This window comes from Croceibacterium segetis, assembly GCF_011320115.1.
GTDB classification, from domain to species: domain Bacteria; phylum Pseudomonadota; class Alphaproteobacteria; order Sphingomonadales; family Sphingomonadaceae; genus Croceibacterium_B; species Croceibacterium_B segetis.
This window is the reverse complement of sequence record NZ_JAANOZ010000004.1, coordinates 64,796-84,669: the sequence shown is the minus strand read 5'-3', so window position 1 is coordinate 84,669 and position 19,874 is coordinate 64,796. Positions and strand designations below refer to the sequence as shown.

19 protein-coding genes are annotated in these 19,874 nt (G+C 69.2%); 18 read left to right on the top strand and 1 reads right to left on the bottom strand.

Annotated elements, in window-relative coordinates; translation table 11 throughout:
- Positions 1-39: 39 nt before the first annotated feature.
- Positions 40-657 (bottom strand): DNA-3-methyladenine glycosylase family protein, encoded by a 618-nt coding sequence (locus tag G7B69_RS05935; RefSeq protein ID WP_166177151.1) that lies wholly within the window; start codon positions 655-657, stop codon positions 40-42.
- 72 nt (positions 658-729) lie between these two features.
- On the opposite strand from G7B69_RS05935, the gene G7B69_RS05930 reads away from it, so the two are divergent.
- The 18 genes from G7B69_RS05930 to ftsA all read left to right on the top strand — a co-directional run bounded on the left by G7B69_RS05930 (position 730) and on the right by ftsA (position 19,771).
- A complete protein-coding gene (locus G7B69_RS05930) occupies positions 730-1,047 on the top strand; it encodes a 2Fe-2S iron-sulfur cluster-binding protein (RefSeq protein ID WP_166177148.1) in 318 nt (105 codons plus the stop codon).
- A 62-nt stretch (positions 1,048-1,109) separates the two neighbouring features.
- Complete coding sequence (locus G7B69_RS05925) at positions 1,110-2,105, top strand: cysteine synthase A (RefSeq protein WP_166177114.1); 996 nt, start codon at positions 1,110-1,112, stop codon at positions 2,103-2,105.
- 24 nt (positions 2,106-2,129) lie between these two features.
- Positions 2,130-2,462 (top strand): hypothetical protein, encoded by a 333-nt coding sequence (locus G7B69_RS05920; protein WP_166177112.1) that lies wholly within the window; start codon positions 2,130-2,132, stop codon positions 2,460-2,462.
- Positions 2,463-2,792: 330 nt separating this feature from the next.
- The gene (locus tag G7B69_RS05915) at positions 2,793-3,278 is read left to right on the top strand and encodes a division/cell wall cluster transcriptional repressor MraZ (protein WP_243415044.1); all 486 of its coding nucleotides are present in this window, start codon (positions 2,793-2,795) and stop codon (positions 3,276-3,278) included.
- Complete coding sequence (gene rsmH, locus G7B69_RS05910; RefSeq protein ID WP_166177108.1) at positions 3,275-4,216, top strand: 16S rRNA (cytosine(1402)-N(4))-methyltransferase RsmH; 942 nt, start codon at positions 3,275-3,277, stop codon at positions 4,214-4,216. The genes G7B69_RS05915 and rsmH overlap by 4 nt, the downstream gene beginning before the upstream one ends.
- Positions 4,213-4,722 (top strand): hypothetical protein, encoded by a 510-nt coding sequence (locus tag G7B69_RS05905; protein WP_166177106.1) that lies wholly within the window; start codon positions 4,213-4,215, stop codon positions 4,720-4,722. Before rsmH ends, G7B69_RS05905 begins: the two co-directional genes overlap by 4 nt.
- The gene (locus tag G7B69_RS05900; RefSeq protein ID WP_166177104.1) at positions 4,719-6,446 is read left to right on the top strand and encodes a peptidoglycan D,D-transpeptidase FtsI family protein; all 1,728 of its coding nucleotides are present in this window, start codon (positions 4,719-4,721) and stop codon (positions 6,444-6,446) included. The genes G7B69_RS05905 and G7B69_RS05900 overlap by 4 nt, the downstream gene beginning before the upstream one ends.
- Positions 6,443-7,906 (top strand): UDP-N-acetylmuramoyl-L-alanyl-D-glutamate--2,6-diaminopimelate ligase, encoded by a 1,464-nt coding sequence (locus G7B69_RS05895; RefSeq protein ID WP_166177102.1) that lies wholly within the window; start codon positions 6,443-6,445, stop codon positions 7,904-7,906. The genes G7B69_RS05900 and G7B69_RS05895 overlap by 4 nt, the downstream gene beginning before the upstream one ends.
- 4 nt (positions 7,907-7,910) lie before the next feature.
- Positions 7,911-9,368: a UDP-N-acetylmuramoyl-tripeptide--D-alanyl-D-alanine ligase gene (locus G7B69_RS05890; RefSeq protein ID WP_166177100.1), complete on the top strand. Its 1,458-nt coding sequence runs from the start codon at positions 7,911-7,913 to the stop codon at positions 9,366-9,368.
- 10 nt (positions 9,369-9,378) lie between these two features.
- Positions 9,379-10,449, top strand: a complete 1,071-nt coding sequence (gene mraY, locus G7B69_RS05885; protein ID WP_166177098.1) for a phospho-N-acetylmuramoyl-pentapeptide-transferase — start codon at positions 9,379-9,381, stop codon at positions 10,447-10,449.
- Complete coding sequence (murD, locus tag G7B69_RS05880) at positions 10,446-11,774, top strand: UDP-N-acetylmuramoyl-L-alanine--D-glutamate ligase (RefSeq protein ID WP_166177096.1); 1,329 nt, start codon at positions 10,446-10,448, stop codon at positions 11,772-11,774. The genes mraY and murD overlap by 4 nt, the downstream gene beginning before the upstream one ends.
- Positions 11,771-12,997 carry an FtsW/RodA/SpoVE family cell cycle protein gene (locus G7B69_RS05875; RefSeq protein WP_166177094.1) on the top strand — a complete coding sequence of 409 codons (1,227 nt, stop codon included), beginning with the start codon at positions 11,771-11,773 and terminating at the stop codon, positions 12,995-12,997. Before murD ends, G7B69_RS05875 begins: the two co-directional genes overlap by 4 nt.
- Positions 12,994-14,223, top strand: a complete 1,230-nt coding sequence (murG, locus tag G7B69_RS05870) for an undecaprenyldiphospho-muramoylpentapeptide beta-N-acetylglucosaminyltransferase (RefSeq protein WP_166177092.1) — start codon at positions 12,994-12,996, stop codon at positions 14,221-14,223. Before G7B69_RS05875 ends, murG begins: the two co-directional genes overlap by 4 nt.
- Positions 14,223-15,638: a UDP-N-acetylmuramate--L-alanine ligase gene (murC, locus tag G7B69_RS05865; RefSeq protein ID WP_166177090.1), complete on the top strand. Its 1,416-nt coding sequence runs from the start codon at positions 14,223-14,225 to the stop codon at positions 15,636-15,638. Before murG ends, murC begins: the two co-directional genes overlap by 1 nt.
- Positions 15,635-16,597 carry a UDP-N-acetylmuramate dehydrogenase gene (gene murB / locus G7B69_RS05860; protein ID WP_166177088.1) on the top strand — a complete coding sequence of 321 codons (963 nt, stop codon included), beginning with the start codon at positions 15,635-15,637 and terminating at the stop codon, positions 16,595-16,597. The genes murC and murB overlap by 4 nt, the downstream gene beginning before the upstream one ends.
- Entirely contained in the window at positions 16,594-17,559 is a 966-nt protein-coding gene (locus tag G7B69_RS05855) for a D-alanine--D-alanine ligase (protein WP_166177086.1), read from the top strand. Before murB ends, G7B69_RS05855 begins: the two co-directional genes overlap by 4 nt.
- Positions 17,559-18,476, top strand: coding sequence for a cell division protein FtsQ/DivIB (locus G7B69_RS05850; protein ID WP_166177084.1), 918 nt, complete (start codon positions 17,559-17,561; stop codon positions 18,474-18,476). Before G7B69_RS05855 ends, G7B69_RS05850 begins: the two co-directional genes overlap by 1 nt.
- Complete coding sequence (ftsA, locus tag G7B69_RS05845; protein ID WP_166177082.1) at positions 18,476-19,771, top strand: cell division protein FtsA; 1,296 nt, start codon at positions 18,476-18,478, stop codon at positions 19,769-19,771. The genes G7B69_RS05850 and ftsA overlap by 1 nt, the downstream gene beginning before the upstream one ends.
- The last annotated feature ends 103 nt before the right edge of the window (positions 19,772-19,874 follow it).

The window sequence follows — 19,874 nt, the reverse complement described above, 5'->3', positions numbered from 1 at the left end:
GAGCAATACGCCTAGCCACGCGCGTGGCACAAGCAGGATTTAGAGCGCCGCGTTGTTGTAGCAATGCCAGGTGAGGATCGCGATCGCGCCGCGGTGGGGCCGCCACGGCTCGGCGAGCGCGCGGACCTCTTTCTCGCTCGGCCGCTCGGGCAGGCCCAGGATCCGGCCGATCCCGGCCTGCACTGCCAGGTCGCCGGCCGGCCAGATGTCGGGCCGGCCTTCGGCGAACAGCAGGTAGATCTCCGCTGACCAGCGGCCGATGCCCTTGATCAGGACGAGCTGGGCGATCGCTTCCTCGTCGTCTTCGGGCAGGTTCTCGAGATCGAGCTCGCCGCTGACGACCAGCTCGCACAACGAGCGAGCATAGCCCTGTTTCTGGCGCGACAGGCCGCAGGCGCGCAGCGTGTCGAAGTCGGCGGCGAGCAGCGTCTCGGGCGGCATGTCCTCGCCCAGCGCGGCCTCGAGCTTGCGCCACGTGCTCGAGGCCGCGGCGACGCTGACCTGCTGGCCGACGATCGTGCGCAGCAAGGTGCGATAGCCGCGGTCGCGGATGCGCGGCTCGGGGTAGCCGGCCAGCCTGAGCGCGCGGGCGATCGCCTGGTCGCGCTCCGCGATGGCTTCCAGTCCGCCGTTCAACTGTTCAACTGTCAGGCCCATGCCGCCTCGCTTGCCAACTTCTCCGCGATTGCCTAGCAGCCGCGCCCGGAGCCCATAGGAGAGTTGCTCGCGATGCCCAAGCTGATCGTCACCACCCGGTCCGGCGAAACCTCCCAGATCGACACGATCGACGGCCTCACCGTGATGGAAGCGATCCGCGACAACGGCTTCGACGAGCTGCTCGCGCTGTGCGGCGGCTGCTGCAGCTGCGCGACCTGCCACGTCCATGTCGATCCGGAATTCTTCGGCAAGCTCCCCCCGATCAGCGAGGACGAGGACGACCTGCTCGATTCGAGCGGCGACCGCGACGAATACTCGCGCCTCGGCTGCCAGATTCCGTTCACGCCCGATCTCGACGGGCTCAAGGTGCGCATCGCCGCCGAAGACTGATTTCGCCTGCAACAAGCGCAATTGCATTGCGACGCGGCGTCGCGCCGATTAACCGGTCTGGCATGACGGCACCCACGGCGCTTCCCGACACGCTCGCCCTCATCGGCAACACCCCGCTGGTCCTGCTCAAGGGCCCGAGCGAGGCGGCGGGGTGCGAGATCTGGGGCAAGTGCGAGTTCATGAACCCCGGCGCCTCGGTCAAGGACCGCGCGGCGCTGTGGATCGTCCGCGATGCCGAGGCGCGCGGCGAGCTCAAGCCCGGCGGCACGGTGGTCGAAGGCACGGCCGGCAACACGGGCATCGGCCTGGCGCTGGTGGCCAACGCGCGCGGCTACAAGACGATCATCGTCATGCCCGACAACCAGTCGAAGGAGAAAATGGACACGCTGCGCGCGCTCGGCGCCGAGCTGGTCCTGGTGCCGCCGACCAAGTTCTCCAACCCCGGGCATTTCGTGCACACCAGCCGGCGCCTCGCCGAAGAGGCCGACAACGCGATCTGGGCCAACCAGTTCGACAACATCGCCAACCGCCGCGCCCACATCGAGAGCACCGCGCCGGAGATCTGGGAGCAGATGGAGGGCCGTGTCGACGGCTTCACTTGCGCGGTCGGCACCGGCGGCACGCTCGCCGGCGTCGGCCTCGGCCTCAAGGAATTCAACGACGACGTGTGCATCGCGCTGACCGATCCGCACGGCGCGGCGCTTTACGAATACTATGCCCACGGCGAGCTCAAGGCCGAGGGCAACTCCGTCGCCGAGGGCATCGGCCAGGGACGGATCACCGCCAACCTCGAAGGCGCGCCGGTCGATACCCAGTTCCGCATCTCCGACGAGGAAGGGCTCGAATGGGTCGCCCGTCTGCTCAGGGACGAAGGCCTGTGCCTCGGGCTGTCGAGCGGGATCAACGTCGCGGGCGCGGTGGCGCTGGGCAAGCAGCTCGGCAAGGGCAGCCGGGTGGCGACAATCCTGTGCGACACCGGCTTCCGCTACCTCTCGACGCTGTACAACGCCGAGTGGCTCGAAGCGAAAGGCCTGCCGGTTTTCGACTGGCTGCGTTAATCCGCCGGCGCTACACTCGCCGTCATGGCCAGCGAACCCAAAGACCAGGAAGTGATCTACGCTTCGCTCGCGGGCACCCGCGCGCAATCGATCCAGCGGCTGCAGATCGGGCTCTCGGGACTGGCGGCGATGGCGCTCCTGGTCGGCCTCGCGACGGTGATCATGGACCGCGCCAGGCAGACCGACGCGGGTGCGGTGCCCGAAGCCGCAACGACGAAGGCGGCCAGCGATGCGCAACCGGTCAACGACCCGCTGGCCGACGCCGGCGTCGCGCCCGATGTCGCCGCGCCGCAGCGGCAAGCGCAACGGCCGACGGTCGTCGATCCAAGTCGAATTCCGCCGCCACCCAAGCAATAGCGGTCGATTTCGGGGAAAGTGCGGGAGCGCCGTCAACCGAGCCCTCCGCGCCATTCATACGGATAAAGCCGGGCCATTCCGCTCCGGCTGATCCTCAACAACCGGTCGTATATCCACAGCCTGTCGGCGAAATTCGTACTAAATCCCCTAATTTCCCCTTCCATCCCCGCCTGACCCGCGATAGATAGCGAGTCCATCGGACAATTAGCCCGGAGCGCGCCCTGAGTCGGGGCGATCGGGCCGCGTTGGCGCGCGGCCGCGAGCGGGGAAGATTTGCCGATCGGGGAATGAACTCTTGAGGGTGGGGTGCCGGGGGAAGTGGCGGAGAGGTTGAACGGATACAGCGGACAGGGCTTCTCGCTAAAGGCTGAGAAGAACCGCCTCGCGCTGCCCGCCGCCTTCCGCAAGGCGGTCACCGATTCGAGCGGCAACGAGCGCGTGCTGTGCCTCGCCAAGCACGACCGCTGGAAATGCCTCACCGGCTTCGGCCTCTCGCGCACCGACAGTTTCGAGAACTATCTCGATCGCGAGGAAGAGCGTGCTACGCGCCTCGGCCGCGATTTCGACCGCGACTTGCGCTCGATGCAGCTGTGGGGCTTCGAACAGGTGCCGTTCGACGCCAGCGGCCGCTTCGTGCTGCCGGACCACCTCGCCGAACTGGGGAATTTGCGGGACGAGGTCTTCTTCCACGGCGCCGGCGAGTTCTTCACGCTGTGGAGCCCGGCCGAGCTCTACGCGATGGGCGAGGGCTGGGAAGGCCCGCAGGCCGCCTGCCGCAACCTCGCCGGCGATGCTGCCAGGGGGAAGCGCAAGTGACGGCTCCCCATGTCCCCGTCCTGCTCGACGAAGTCGTCGCCGCGCTCGATCCGCGGCCCGGCGACGTTGTGGTCGATGCGACCTTCGGCGCCGGCGGCTACACCCGGGCGTTCCTCGATCGCGGCGCCACCGTGCACGCATTCGATCGCGATCCCGACGCTATCGCCGCCGGCGCGAAGTTCCCCGAGACCGGCGAAACTCCGCCGCGGCTCGTGCTCCACCAGCGGCGCTTCTCCGAAATGGTCGCCGCGCTCGCGCATGCCGGGATCGCGCGCGTCGATGGAGTGGCGATGGATATCGGCGTGTCCTCGATGCAGCTCGACCAGGCCGGACGCGGGTTCGCCTTCTCGGCCGAAGGCCCCCTCGACATGCGCATGAGCCGCGAGGGCGAAAGCGCGGCCGAGTTCCTCAACGCGGCGCGCGAGGAAGACATCGCCGATGTCATCTACCGCTACGGTGAGGAGCGCCAGAGCCGCCGCGTCGCCCGTGCGATCGTGGCCGCCCGTCCGCTCGCGACCACCGGCGATCTTGCGCGCGTGGTCAGGAAAGCTCTCGGTTATCGCCCCGGCGCGCCGAAGGACCCGGCGACGCGCGCGTTCCAGGCGGTGCGGATCCACGTCAACGCCGAGCTCGACGAGCTCGAGACCGGCCTCAGCGCCGCCGAAGAGCTGCTGCGCGAGGGCGGACGGCTGGCGGTCGTCACCTTCCATTCGCTCGAAGATCGTATCGTGAAGCGTTTCCTGCGCGAGGCTGCGGGAGCCCAGGCGGGTGCCTCGCGCCATATGCCCGAGGCGAAGGCCGGCACCCCTCCGGTCTTCGCCCGGGTTTCCCGCGCCATTCGCCCGACGGAGACGGAAATCTCGCGCAATCCGCGGGCGCGTTCCGCCACGCTTCGCTCCGCCGTCCGCACCGCCGCACCGGCGAGGGAGGCCGCATGACCCAGCAAAGCCGCCTGCGCCGGATGGGTTGGATCGCCGTGTTGGCGCTGTGCACGGTGCTCTATCTCGGCTTGCACCTGAAGGTCCACGCGGTGCGCAGCGAGGTCGTCAGCGCCGAGCGCAAGATCGTCGCGCTGGAGAACCAGAAGACCCTGCTGGCGACCGAGTTCGAGACCCGCGCGAGCCAGCAGCAGCTGGCCAGCTGGAACCGCGTCGAGTTCGGCTATTCGGCGCCCACCGCCAAGCAGTTCGTCGAGAACGAGCGCCAGCTGGCGCAGTTCGGCACGCCGCGCGCCGCCGGTGCGCCGGAGCCGATCCGCGTCGCCAGCCTCGCCACGGGCGAGGACGCGCCGGCCTATCCCAAGTTCCTTTCACCGCTGACCGGCAAGCCGATCGACGACCGGCTGCTCGAGCCCGAGCCGCGCCGTGTCGCGCTCGTCGCCAGCCACGAAGGCGGCGCGCTGCGCATTCCACTGGCGGCGGCGATCGGAGACGTCGGCGAATGAACGCGATGACGTTCGATGCCGGTTTCGCCCGCTCGCGCATCCGCCTCGTCGACATCCGCCACCGCGAGCTGCTCACGGCGCAGCTGCGCATGCTACTGCTCGCCGGCGGCTTCGCGCTGGTCGCCTTCGTCGCGCTGATTCGCATCGCCTGGCTCGGCGTGGTCCAGCCGGCTCCGACCGAGCATTCGATGGCCCAGGCGCTGCTGCCGCCGCGCGGCGAGATCACCGACCGCAACGGCGTGCCGCTGGCGCGGGCGTTCCCGGCCTATGCCCTGTGGTACAACCCGCAGGCGCTCGAGGACGGCGGCCCGCCGCTGGTCAACCCGCCGGCCGTCGTCGCCGCGCGGCTCAAGGCGATCTTCCCCGACATGGACCTCGCCGCGACCGCCCGCTTCCTAGCCGCCGGCAAGCCGGGTTACCTGCGCCGTCGCGTCCTGCCCAATGAGGTCAACGCGGTGAACGCCATCGGCGAGCTCGCCCTCGAGACCCCCGGCGAGAGCGATCGCCAGTATCCGCAGGGCAACCTCGCCGCGCACGTGCTCGGCTACGTCGCTTCGGACGGGCACGGCCGCGTGGGCATGGAGTCCTTCCTCGACAAGCGCCTGCTCGACCCGACCGAGCGTGGCCGGCCGGTGCCGCTGTCGATCGACGTCCGCGTGCAAGGCGCGCTCGAAGACGAGCTGGCCAGCGGAATGCGCGCGGTCGAAGCGGTGGGCGCCGCCGGTATCGTGCTCGACGTCGACACCGGCGAAGTTCTCGCGCTTGCTTCGCTGCCCTCGTTCGATCCCAACAAGATCGACGCCGAAGGCCAGCAGCGGATGTTCAACCGGGTGACCAACGAGGTCTACGAGCTCGGCTCGACCTTCAAGCCGCTGACGGTCGCGGCGGCGATCGACGCCGGCGTGATCACCAACCTGGCCACGCGCTATCCCGCCGCGCCGCTGCACGTCGACGGCTTCACCATCCACGACGACGAGAACCTCGGTGCTTCGCTCAACATTCCCGAGACGCTGATCCATTCGTCGAACATCGTCAGCGCGCAGATTGCCGCACAGCTCGGCGGCGACCGCCTGTCGCGCGCGCTGTCCGACCTCGGCATGAGCGAGCGGCCCTACATCGAACTGCCGGCGCGCGGCTTTCCGATCTGGCACAAGCCCCCCTGGCCCCGGCTGCGGACGATGACCGTCGGCTTCGGTCACGGCGTCGCGGTCACCCCGCTGCATCTCGCCGCCGCCTATGCCGCGCTGGTCAACGGCGGCATCTGGCGCCCGGCAACGCTGCTCAAGGTCAAGCCGGGCGAGGAAGCCCGCGGGCGGCGAGTGTTCAAGGCCAGCACCAGCGCGCGGATGAACCAGCTCCTGCGGATGATCACCGTCTACGGCACCGGCCGCAAGGCCAACGCCCCGGGCTTCCGCGTCGGCGGCAAGACCGGCAGCGCCGAGAAGGCGGCCGCGGGCGGTTACAACAAGCATTCGGTGGTCGCGACTTTCGCCTCGGCCTTCCCGATGGATCACCCGCGCTATGTCGTCGTCGCCATGCTCGACGAGCCCAAGGCGGTCGCCGCCAGCTCGTTCCAGCGCACGGCCGCGTGGAACGCGGTGCCGATCGTCGGCCGGCTGATCCCGCGGATCGGCCCGATGCTCGGTGTGCTGCCGGACGACAACCGCGACATCGACCTGTCGGACCTCAAGCCTCTCGTCGGTGACGGCGGGGGCAACGAATGAAGCTCGGCCCGCTCGCCGCCGCGGCGGGGCTCGATGCCGGAACCGCGTCGGACGCCCAGGTGACCGGCTTCGCGATCGATCACCGCAAAGTCGCCCCCGGCACGGTATTCGGCGCCTTCCAGGGTGCGGTGGTCAATGGCGAGGAGTTCATCCCCGCGGCGGTCAGCGCCGGAGCGATCGCGGTGGTCGCGCGGCCCGAAGCGAAAGTCGAGCGCGCGGCACATATCGCCGATCCGGTCCCGCGGCGCGCCTTCGCCCGCCTCGCCGCGCAGTTCTTCCGCCCGGTGCCCGACACGATCGTCGCGGTCACCGGCACCAACGGCAAGACCTCGACCGTCGAGATGACCAGGCAGATCTGGCGGATGTGCGGCGAGCGCGCGGCGTCGATCGGCACGCTCGGCGTGACCACGCCCGACGAAAGCGTCTCGACCGGGCTGACCACGCCCGACATCGTCACTTTCCTGTCGAATGTGGCCGGTCTCGCGCGCGAGGGCGTGACCCACGTCGCCTACGAGGCTTCCAGTCACGGGCTCAGCCAGTACCGCAACGAAGGGCTGCCGGTGTCGGCCGGGGCGTTCACCAACCTGTCGCGCGACCACCTCGACTACCACGCCGACATGGAGGACTACTTTGCCGCCAAGATGCGGCTGTTCTCCGAAGTCGTCTCGGATGGCGGGGCCGCGGTGATCTGGGCCGATGACGAATGGTCGGGCCGGGTTCTCAAGCGCGTTCGCGAGCGTGGCCTGCGCCTCGTCACCGTCGGCGAGCATGGCGACGACATCCGCCTGCTCGGAGCCGAACCGGGCCAGCTCGGACAGGAACTCGAGATAGAGATTGCCGGCCGCAACGAGGTCGTGATGCTGCCGCTGATAGGCGCCTACCAGGCCGCCAACGCCTTGACCGCGGCCGGGCTGGTGCTGGCGACCGGCGGCGACCCGGCGCGCATCGTCGACGCGCTCGGACGGCTGCAGCCGGTGCGCGGGCGGCTCGAGCGCGCGACGATCACGCTCGCCGGCGCGCCGGTCTATGTCGACTACGCCCATACGCCCGACGCACTCGGCGCGGCGATCGAGGCGCTGCGGCCGCATCTCGAGGGGCGGTTGATCATCGTTTTCGGCGCCGGCGGCGACCGCGACCAGGGCAAGCGTGAGCCGATGGGCGCGGTGGCGGCGGAACTTGCGGACTTGGTGATCGTCACAGACGATAATCCCCGCGGCGAAGACCCGGCGGCCATCCGCGCCGCGGTGCTCGCCGGGGCGGGGCAGAAAGCGCGCGAGATTGGCGACCGGCGCGCGGCGATTGCTGCGGCCATTGCCGAAGCGGGGCCGAGCGACATCGTGTTGATCGCCGGCAAGGGACACGAACAGGGGCAGATCGTCGGTTCGGGAGACGCCATGCGCGTGCTGCCGTTCGACGACGTAACGGTCGCGCGCGAATGCGCCGCCGCGGAAGGAGCTTGAGGGAATGAATGCGCTCGAACGGGTCCTGGCGTGGCCGACCAAGCTCGCCGACCGATACCGATTGGCCTTGTGGACCGCCGCCGAAATTGCCGATGCGACCGGCGGAACCGCCAGCGGACCGTTCCAGGTCGCCGGCGTCGAGACGGATTCGCGCGAAGTGCGGCCCGGCGACCTGTTCGTCGCGCTGAAGGGCGAGAGCTCCGACGGGCACGAGTTTCTCGACAAGGCTTTCGCCAACGGCGCCGCCGCGGCGCTCGTCGAACGGCCGATCGATGGGCCGCACGTGCTGGTCGAGGATACCACCAGGGCGCTCGAGGCCCTGGGTGCTTTCGCCCGCGAGCGGGCCGGAGGCACGGTGATCGGGGTCACCGGCTCGGTCGGCAAGACCGGGGTCAAGGAAGCGATCTTCACCGCGCTCGACCGCGCCAGCCACGGCGCGGCACACCGCTCGGTCAAGAGCTACAACAACCATGTCGGCGTGCCGCTCAGCCTCGCTCGGATGCCGGGCGCGAGCGCCTACGGCGTGTTCGAGATGGGCATGAACCACGCCGGCGAGATCGCGGCGTTGACCGAACAGGTCCGCCCGCACGTCGCCGTCATCACCACCATCGCTCCGGCGCACATCGAGAACCTCGGCAGCGAGGAGGCGATCGCCGACGCCAAGGCGGAGATTTTCGGCGGGCTGGTGCCCGGGGGCACCGCGGTAATCCCGATCGACAGCGTCCATTTCGCGCGTCTGCGCGATGCGGCGGTGAAGGCCGGCGCGAAAGTGCTCTCCTTCGGCAAGGCGCGTGAAGCCGACGTGCGGCTGCTCGACGCGGTGCCTTCGGCCAACGGCGGCTCGCTGGTAACGGCGGCGCTCGGTGACCGGCGGCTGTGCTACACCGTCGCCGAGCCGGGCGAGCACTGGATTTCCAACTCGCTAGCCGTGATGGGCGCGGTTTACGCCGCGGGCGGCGACTTGGGCGCCGCCGGGCTCGCGCTCGCCGAGATGGGCGGCCTCAAGGGCCGCGGCGCACGTCACCGCATCGCCGTCCCCGGCGGCCATGCGCTGCTGATCGACGAGAGTTACAACGCCAACCCCGCCTCGATGCGGGCGACACTGGCGCAACTCGGCCATACCCCTGCTACGCGCCGCATCGCCGTGCTCGGCAGCATGAAGGAATTGGGCGACTTCGCGCCCGCGTTCCACGCTCAGCTCGCCGAGCCGCTGGCCGAAGCGCAAGTCGATTTCGCCATTCTGGTGGGTCCCGAGATGGTCGCACTCGCGCGCGAACTGGGGAAAGGAGGGCACAATCCGCTTGGCAAGCCCTTCCGCTTTGCCCATTGCGAAGGACCGGGTGAGGCCATCGCCGCGCTCGAGGAATTCGGCCTGGCCGGCGGCGACGCCGTCTTGGTCAAAGGTTCGAATTCCGTCGGACTGGCGCGGGTGGTTGCCCATTTCGCCGCCAGGGAAGGCTAGACGTTCGAGAATGCTGTACCTGCTGGCGCAATGGCTTGACTTCGAGGGACTGTTCAACCTCGTCCGCTACCAGACCTTCCGCTCCGGGGCGACGTTGCTCACGGCGCTCGCGCTCGGGCTGATGATCGGGCCGAAATTCATCTCGATGCTGCGCGTGCGGCAGGGCAAGGGCCAGCCGATCCGCAGCGACGGACCGCAATCGCACCAGGCCAAGGTCGGCACGCCGACGATGGGCGGGCTGATGATCCTTACCTCGCTGCTGATCTCGATGCTGCTCTGGATGGACCTGAGGAGCCCGTTCGTCTGGGCCTGCCTCGCGGTCACCGGCGGCTTCGGGCTGATCGGCTTCCTCGACGATTTCGACAAAGTCGCCAAGCGCAGCCACAAGGGCGTTTCCGGGCGCGTGCGGCTGCTCGCCGAGTTCCTCGTCGCCGGGATCGCCGCCTACCTCATCGTCGGCCAGGTCAGCACCAATCTCTACGTGCCGTTCTTCTCCGACCGGGTGATCCCGCTGGGGCCGTTCTATTACCTTTTCGCCGCAACGGTGATGGTCGGCGCGGGCAACGCGGTGAACCTGACCGACGGCCTCGACGGGCTGGCGACGATGCCGGTGGTGATCGCTGCCGGGACGTTCGCGATCATCTGCTACCTCGTCGGCCGCGTCGACTATTCGCATTACCTCGGCATCCCGCACGTTCCCGGCGCAGGCGAACTGGCGATCATGTGCACCGGGATCATGGGCGCGGGGCTCGCCTTCCTGTGGTTCAACGCGCCCCCGGCGGCGGTGTTCATGGGCGATACCGGCAGCCTCGCCCTCGGCGGCGCGCTCGGCGCGATCGCCGTCGCCAGCCACCATGAAATCGTTCTGCTGATCGTCGGCGGGCTGTTCGTCATGGAGACCGCCAGCGTGATGATCCAGGTGTTCTGGTTCAAGCGAACCGGGCGGCGGATCTTCCGCATGGCGCCTATCCACCATCATTTCGAGCAGCTCGGCTGGTCCGAATCGACCGTGGTGATCCGTTTCTGGATCGTCTCGATCGTGCTCGCGCTGCTCGGGCTCGCGACGCTCAAGGTCCGATGATCGTCTCGCCCGCCTTCGCCGGGAAGCGTTACGCCGTGCTCGGCCTCGCCCGCTCGGGGATGGCGACGGTCCAGGCGCTGCACGCCAGCGGAGCGGAGGTGACCGCCTGGGATCGCCGCCCGGGCCCGCGCGAGGAAGTGGCCGGTATCGCAACCATCGCCGATCCGCTCGAGATCGACCTCGCCGGGTTCGACGGCGTGGTCCTCTCGCCCGGCGTGCCGCTCAACACCCATCCGATCGCCGCCCGGGCTCGCGAGGCCGGCGTGCCGCTGATCGGCGACATCGAGCTGTTCGCGCTCGCCCGGCCGAGCCTGCCGCGGCACAAGGTCGTCGGCATTACCGGCACCAACGGCAAGTCGACCACCACCGCGCTGGTGCACCACCTGTTGGAGACGGCGGGCGTCCCGAGCGCCATGGGTGGGAACATCGGCCTGCCGATCCTCGGCCAGGACCCGTTGCCGGAAGGCGGCATCTACGTTCTCGAGCTCTCAAGTTACCAGCTCGACCTCACCTACAGCCTCGATTGCGAGGCGGCGGCGCTGACCAACGTCACGCCCGACCACCTCGACCGCTATCCCAGCTTTGACGCCTACGCTGCCTCGAAGGCGCACCTGTTCGCGATGCAGGACGAAAGGCATTTCGCCGTGTTCGGTTGCGACGACGAACCGACCCAGGCGATCTACGCCGAGCAGGCGCTTTTGCGCGCGGCCGGACGCGCGACTTGCGCCGAACCGGCGGCGCTGCGCGACCGGCAGGCGGGATGGCTCGGGCTCAAGGGTCCGCACAACCTGCAGAACGCCGCCATCGCTTCGGCCATTGCCGCCGAGCTGGGGCTCTCTGGCGACGCGATCGAAGCCGGCCTGACCACCTTCCGCGGCCTGCCGCACCGGATGGAAGTGCTGGGCACTTTCGGCGGGATCACTTTCGTCAACGACAGCAAGGCGACCAACCCGGCCTCGACCGCTCCGGCGCTGGCGGCTTATCCGCGGGTCCACTGGATCGTCGGCGGCCTGCCTAAAGGCGACGATCTCGACGATTGCGCGCCGCACTTCGGCCATGTCGCCGCCGCCTACACCATCGGCGAGGCGGGGCCGCACTTCGCCGACATCCTCGAACCGGCGATGCACGTCGAGCGCTGCGAGATGCTCTGCGAAGCCGTTCAGCGGGCGATGGCGGCCGCCAAGCCTGGAGACACGATCCTCCTGTCGCCTGCGTGCGCCAGCTTCGACCAGTTCAAGGATTACGAGGCGCGCGGCGACAGCTTTCGCGACATTGTCGCCAGCCTGACCGGCGCCAAGGTCGCCGAGCGCGAGCCTGCGGCATGACCGCCGCGCGCCCCTATATCCCGCGCCCCGGCGAACGCGCGCCGGTCGCGCCGCGCTTCAAGCAGACCCGCAAGGCGCAGCTGCGGGTCTGGTGGCGCGAGATCGATCATGTGCTGCTGGCGCTGGTGCTGGCGCTGATGGCGCTCGGCGCGATCGCCGTCGCCGCCGCCTCACCGGCGAGCGCCCGGCGGCTGTCGGGCGCGGCCGGCAAGCTCGACGATCTCTACTTCCTCTGGGCGCACTTGCGCTGGCAGTTCGTCGGCGTGTGCACGATGCTCGGCATTTCGATGGTCCCGCGCGACACCGCCCGCCGCGGCGGCATCGTGCTCGGCGCGACGATGCTGGTGTTCCTCGTCCTGGTCCCGATTGTCGGCAGCGAGGTCAACGGCGCCAAGCGCTGGATCAGCATCGGCATGCGGTTCCAGCCGAGCGAATTCCTCAAGCCCGCCTTCGCGATCCTGATGGCGTGGATCCTCTCGTGGAAGCTGCGCGATTCCACCCTGCCGGTGATCCCGATCAGCGGCGCGCTGACGGCCCTCGTCGCGGTGCTGCTGATGGCCCAGCCCGACCTCGGCGACGCCATCCTGTTCGTCGGCGCCTGGCTCGTCGTGGCGATGCTCGCCGGCATGCCGATGAAGAAGATCATGATGGCCGGTGGCGCGGGAGTCGGCGCGCTGGTGCTCGCCTATTTCTTCTACGAGAACGCTCGCCACCGGATCGACAGCTTCCTCGGCGGCGGCACCGCGTTCGACCAGGTCGACCTTGCCAGCCGTACGCTTCTCGCCGGGGGGTGGACCGGCACCGGCCTGTGGCTCGGCCAGCGCAAGATGCAACTGCCCGAGGCGCACACCGACTACATCTTCTCGGTCATCGGCGAGGAATTCGGCCTGCTGGTCTGCGCGCTGGTCGTGCTGCTTTACCTGGCCATCGTGCTCAAGGTGATCATCCGCCTGGTCGAGGAGGAGAACCTGTTCACGGTTCTCGCCTGCTCGGGCCTCGCCGCGCTGTTCGGCGGGCAGGCGTTCATCAACGTGCTCGTCAACCTGCAGCTGTTCCCCTCGAAGGGAATGACCCTGCCGCTGGTCAGCTACGGCGGCTCGTCGACCATCGCGCAGTGCCTGACCGTGGGCCTGTTGCTGGCGCTGACCCGGCGCAATCCATTTCTCAGCCGCGAGGGCCTCGGCCTCGCCGGCGCGCTCGAGCGGCGGGAGAAGCTGCGGTGACGCGCCATTACGTACTCGCCGCGGGCGGCACTGGCGGCCACCTGACGCCCGCCTTCGCGCTCGCCCACGAACTCGAGCGGCGCGGGCATCACGTCGCGCTGATAACCGACCGGCGCGGCGCCGAAATCCCCGGGAAGCCCGAGTTCCTGCCCGCGCACGTGCTGCCCGCCGGCCGCTTCGGCAAGAACCCGCTCAGCTGGCCCAAGGGCATCGCCGCCGTGCTGGAAGGCCGGCGCATGGCGCTGCGGCTGTTCGAAAGCTTCGAGCCGAGCGCGGTTGTCGGGTTTGGCGGCTATCCCGCCCTTCCGGCTTTGCTCGCGGCGAAATCGGCCGGCATCGCCTCGGTCGTGCACGAACAGAACGCCGTGCTCGGCCGGGTCAATCGGCTGCTCGCGGGGCGGGTCAACGCCATCGCCACCGCTTATCCGGATGTCGACCGGCTGAAGGCCAAATACCTTGAGAAGGTCCACCTCGTCGGCAACCCGGTGCGCCCGGAAGTGCTGGCGCTGCGCGACGAGCCGTTTCCGGCGTTCACCCAGGACGGCCTGCTGCGCGTTCTGGTCACTGGCGGCAGCCAGGGCGCGCGCGTGCTGTCGGAGATCGTTCCCGATGGCCTTGCAATGCTCCAGCCGGCGCTGCGCAGCCGCCTGCAGGTGACCCAGCAGTGCCGCGCCGAGGACCTCGATGCGGTCCGCGCGCGCTACGCCAGCCATAACATTCCGGCCGAGCTCGGGACCTACTTCGAGGACATGTCGGCGCGCCTCGCCGATGCGCACTTGTTCATCGGCCGCGCCGGGGCTTCGACCATCGCCGAGCTGACCGACGTCGGCCGCCCGGCGATCCTCGTGCCGCTGCCGATCGCCACCGACGATCACCAGGCGGCCAACGCGCGCGAGATGGTCAAGGCCGGCGGCGCGCGCTCGATCCGTCAGTACAAGTTCACCGCCAAGGAGCTGGCCAAGCAGATCCAGGCGATGGCGCAGCATCCCGAGACGCTCGCCACCGCAGCCCACGCGGCGTGGAACTGCGGCCGCCCGAATGCGGCGCGCGACCTTGCCGACCTCGTCGAGAGCTTCGGCGGCGCCGCGATCCAGGACGTGATCCGTGTCGACCGCAAGTCGCTGGGCAAATCCGCGGCCCGTGCGACGGCCGCGCACCGCGATATCGAAGACACGCTTTTCGGGCCGCTGGCGCAGCACCTCCAGCGCGCCGCCGGAGAGCGCTGATGCAGGGCGTCGGCACCGACATCGGGACGATTCACTTCGTCGGCATCGGCGGCATCGGCATGTCCGGGATCGCCGAGGTGATGTGCAACCTTGGCTACACCGTACAGGGGTCGGACCTGAGCGAGAGCGCTTCGGTCGAACGGCTGCGCAAACGCGGGATCGAAGTGTTCATCGGCCACAGCGCCGCCAATCTCGGCGATGCGGCCGTGGTGGTGACCTCGACCGCGGTCAAGCGCGACAACCCCGAAGTCGCCGCCGCGCTGGAACGGCGCATTCCGGTGGTCCGCCGCGCGGAGATGCTCGCCGAGCTCATGCGGCTCAAGAAGACCGTCGCGGTCGCCGGCACTCACGGCAAGACCACCACCACCAGCATGGTCGCCGCCTTGCTCGACGCCGGCGGGATCGACCCGACGGTGATCAACGGCGGAATCATCGAAAGCTACGGCTCGAACGCGCGCTTGGGCGACAGCGAATGGATGGTGGTGGAGGCCGACGAGAGCGACGGCAGCTTCCTGCGGCTCGACGGCACGATCGCGGTGGTGACCAACATCGATCCCGAGCATCTCGACCACTACGGTTCGTTCGACGCGGTGAAGAAGGCGTTCGTCGAATTCATCGAGAACGTGCCGTTCTACGGCCTCGCGGTGCTGTGCATCGACCACCCCGAAGTGCAGGCGGTGATCGGCAAGGTCCGCGACCGGCGCGTGTTGACGTACGGCCTTTCCGCCCAAGCCGACTTGCGCGGCGAGAACATCCGCAGCCATGAGGGCGGCAACCTGTTCGACGCCGTGCTGCGCGACCGCGACGGCAAGGAACGGCGGATAAGCAACGTATTCATTCCGATGCCCGGGCGGCACAACGTCCAGAACGCGCTCGCCGCGATCGGCGTGGCGCTGGAGATGGGCTGCGACGACGACACGATCCGTACCGGCTTCGCCCAGTTCGGCGGCGTGCGGCGGCGCTTCACCCGCGTCGGCGAAGTGGCCGGGGCGACGATCATCGACGATTACGCACATCACCCGGTGGAAATCCGCGCGGTGCTGGCCGCGGCGCGCGAAGCTTCGCGGGGCAAGGTGATCGCGGTCGTCCAGCCGCACCGTTTCACCCGGTTGCGCGATCTGATGCGCGAGTTCCAGACCGCCTTCAACGACGCCGATGTGGTTTACGCCGCGCCGGTCTATCCCGCCGGCGAGCAGCCGATCGAAGGGGTCGATTCCGCGCACCTGGTCGAAGGCATGCGCGCCAGCGGGCACCGTTCGGCGAGCGAGATCGCCGGGCCCGAGGAACTGGCCGCGGAGCTGGCGCAAGTGGTCAAGCCGGGCGACTTCGTCGTCTGCCTCGGCGCGGGCGACATCACCAAGTGGGCCGCGGGACTCGCCGCCGCGATCGCCGGCAAGCGGGATCTGGCCGCATGAGCCGCCAGCCGAACGAGCACCTGCGCGGCTGGACCCGCGCTCCGCAGTCGGAAGACGCCGTCGCGCCTGCCGGGTTCGCCGGCGGCAAGGTACGCGGAAAGCTTACCCGCAACGCTCCGCTGGCCAAGCTGGTCTGGTTCAAGAGCGGCGGCGCGGCCGACTGGTTGTTCGAGCCCGAAGACCTCGACGACCTGCTGACCTTCCTCGGCGGACTCGAGGAGGGCACGCCGGTGATGGCGCTCGGCCTCGGCTCGAACCTGATCGTGCGGGATGGCGGGGTGCCGGGCGTCGTCGTGCGGCTCGGCAAGGCCTTTTCGCAGGTCGAGGCGCTACCCGGCCACGAGCTGCGCTGCGGCGGCGGGGCAAGCGGCATTCTCGTCAGCTCGACGGCGCGCGACGCCGGCATCGCCGGGCTCGAGTTCCTGCGCGGCATTCCCGGCACCGTCGGTGGCTTCGTGCGGATGAACGGCGGCGCTTACGGGCGCGAGGTGGCCGACATCCTCGTCGATTGCGACGTCGTCATGCCCGAGGGCCAGCTCGTGCGCCTGGCGGCGAGCGAGCTGCGTTATTCCTACCGTCATTCGGCACTGCCGGACGGCGCCATCGTCGTTTCCGCGCGTTTTCGCGGCACGCCGGGCGATCCCAAGGCGATCGGCGCGGAAATGGACCGCATCGCCGCAGCGCGCGAGGAATCGCAGCCGCTCAGGACCAAGACCGGCGGCTCGACCTTCAAGAACCCGCCCGGGGACAAGGCCTGGCGCCTGGTCGATGCCGCCGGCTGCCGCGGCCTGACGGTGGGCGGCGCGCAAGTGAGCGAGAAGCATGCCAATTTCCTCATCAACACCGGCGAGGCGAGCAGCGCCGACATCGAAGGCCTCGGCGAAGAAGTCCGCCGCCGCGTGGCCGAGAGCCAGGGCGTGAGCCTCGAATGGGAAATCCAGCGGGTGGGGCGCCCATGAGCCGCCTCCCCAAACTCCACGTCGCGGTCCTGATGGGCGGCTGGGCGAGCGAGCGGCCGGTGTCGCTGATGAGCGGCGAGGGCGTCGCCAAGGCGCTCGAGGAACGCGGCCATCGCGTGACGCGGATCGACATGGATCGCGAGGTCGCGCTGCGGCTGCACGAGAGCAAACCCGATGTGGTGTTCAATGCGCTCCACGGCGTGCCCGGCGAAGACGGCACCGTCCAGGGCATGATGGACCTGATCGGCGTGCCTTACACGCACTCGGGCCTCGCCACCTCGGTCATCGCGATCGACAAGGAGCTGACCAAGCACGCGCTGGTGCCGCACGGCATCCCGATGCCCGGCGGGCGTATCGTTCGCAGCGAGGAACTCTACGACGGCGACCCCCTGGCGCGGCCCTATGTGCTCAAGCCGGTCAACGAGGGCTCCTCGGTCGGAGTGGCGATCGTTACCGCCGAGGGCAACTACGGCAACCCGATCAGCCGCGACGCCAAGGGCCCGTGGCAGCAGTTCGAAAGCCTGATGTGCGAGCCCTACATCCGCGGGCGCGAACTCACTGCCGCAGTGCTGGGCGACCGCGCGCTGATGGTCACCGAGCTGGTGCCGAAGAGCGGGTTCTACGATTTCGACGCCAAGTACACCGACGGGATGACCGAGCACGTTTGCCCGGCGCAGATTCCTGCGGAAATCACCCGCCTGTGCCTCGAATACGCGCTTCAGGCCCACCGGCTGCTCGGCTGCCGCGGGTGCAGCCGCTCGGACTTCCGCTGGGACGACGAACGCGGCGAAGACGGCCTGTTCCTGCTCGAGACCAACACCCAGCCGGGGATGACCCCGCTGAGCCTCGTGCCCGAGCAGGCGCGGCACTGCGGGATCGAGTACGGCGAACTGGTCGAGATCATCATCGAGGATGCCCTGCATCACTTCGGCAAGCTGCCCGCAACGGCGGAGGCCGGCTGATGGCGCAGACGATCCGCCGCAAGGCCACCGGGGTCCGCCGCCAGGCCCGCGCCCACGACACCAAGCGCCAGGTACGGCAGGCGCGGCAGAAGACCCAGTCGGCTGCCGGAGGGCTGCTGCGGCGGCTGCCCTTCACCGAGGAGCAGCTGCACAAGACGTTCCTGGTCGCCATCCTCCTCGCCGCGGCGGCGCTCGCCTGGCTCGTCGCCAGCGCCGCGGGCCTGACGCTGCTGATCAACCAGAAGGTTGCCGATGGCGCCGCGAACGCGGGCTTCAAGGTCGCCAACGTCGATGTGCGCGGGACCAGGCGGCTCAACGAGCTCAAGGTCTACGACCAGGTGCTGGGTGAACGCAGCCGGGCGATGACCCAGGTCGATCTCGCCGCGCTGCGCGCCAAGGTCATGACGCTGAGCTGGGTCGAGGACGCCCGCGTCTCGCGCCAGCTGCCCGACCGCATCGTCGTCGACATCGTCGAGCGAACGCCGCACGCGGTGCTGCGCAAGCCAGGGCGGCTGGCGCTGATCGACGCCACTGGCCACGAGCTTGAGCCCATTTCCGAGGCCAGGGCCAAGGGCATGCTGATGATTTCGGGCCCCGGCGCGCAATCGCAAGTGGAGGCGCTTTCGGCGCTGCTCGAAGCCGCGCCCGCTCTTCGTCCGCAAGTCGTCGCGGCGGAATGGATCGGCAACCGGCGCTGGAACCTGACCTTCAAGACCGGTCAGGTGCTGGCGCTGCCGCAGGGAGACGAGGAGGGCGCCAAGGCATTGATCGAGTTCGCCCGGCTCGACGGGGTCAACCGGCTGATCGGCGGCAAGGTGGTGGCGTTCGACATGCGCACGCCGGAGCGAATCTATATGCGCTGCCCCGAGTGTGCCGCCGAGAACAAGCCGCCCGTGGCCGAGGGGGGGACGACCTGATGGCGAACATTGCGCGCGTTTTCGCCGCCGTGAACATCGGCAGCTTCCGCATTTCGGCGATGATTGCCGGGATTTCCGAAAGCGGCGAGATGACCGTGCTCGGTTCGGGCCACCGCGCCGCTCAGGGGATCAAGCGCGGCTATGTAACCGACATGGCCGCGGCGACTTACGCCGTGCGTGACGCGCTCGAACGGGCCGAGAAGCTCGCCGGGCTGACGGTGCAGAGCGTCTGGCTCGGGGCTTCCGGCGCGGGGCTCGCCAGCCGGATCAGCCAGATAGAAATCGAGATCGGCGGGCGGCGGATCGAGGAAGAGGACATCGACCTGCTGCTCGCGGCGGCGCGCGATGCGCTCGAGCCCGACGGGCGCATGGTCTTGCATGCCCAGCCGGCGTGCTATTTCCTCGACGGGGCGGAGGGTATCGCCAATCCCAAGGGGCTGCATGCCGAACGGCTCGGGGTCGACGTCCACACCATGCTCGCCGACGGCGCGCCGATGCGCAACTTGCGCGAGGCTGTCGAGAACGCGCACCTCGAGGTCGAGGGCATTGTCGCGTCGCCGCTGGCCGCGGGGTACGCTTGTCTTACTGCCGAAGAGCGCGACTTGGGCGTCGCGCTGGTCGAGTTCGGCGCCGAGGTGACCAACGTCGCGGTGTTCGCCGCGGGGATGCTCGTGGGGCTCACGGCGATTCCCATGGGCTCGGCCGACATCACCGACGCGATCGCAAGCGCCTTCGGGATTCGCCGCTTCCAGGCCGAGCGCCTCAAGTGCGTCCACGGCTCGGCGATCGCGAGCCCCGCCGATCACCGCGAGCTCGTCGCGGTAAACGCGCCCGGGGATGACCGCGCCGGCCCCACCGCGCGCGGCGCCGACGAGCAGAATCGCATCCCGCGCTCCGAACTGATCGCGGTGATCACCGGCGAACTCGACCGGCTGGTCAGCGACGTTGGCCGCGCGCTTGAAGCCCAAGGGTTCACGGGGGGCTTTGCGAGCAAGGCCGGCGCGCGCAGCCGCCAGGTCGTGTTTACCGGCGGCGGCGCCGAAATGGCCGGCCTGGCCGACTACGCCCAGGCGGCGCTCGGCAAACCGGTGCGGATCGGCCGTCCCCCGCAGTTGAAGGGGCTGCCCGAGGCGCACGCGGTGCCCGGATTCGCCACGCTCGCGGGTCTCGTGCTCTATGCGGCGGAGGACCCCGTCGACATTCGCGTGATCGGCCACCGGCACCAGATTACCCGCCGCTACGGAGCCACTGCGATGGCCCAGCGGCTGTGGCACGCGATGAAAGAGTATTTCTAGGGGCCGAACCGCGGCGTCGGCGCTTGTGGATAAGGCCATTTACCTTTTGCACGGGCGATTCGCTTTGTGGCAGAAGCGTTAAGACAAGTTCTTCACACTCCTT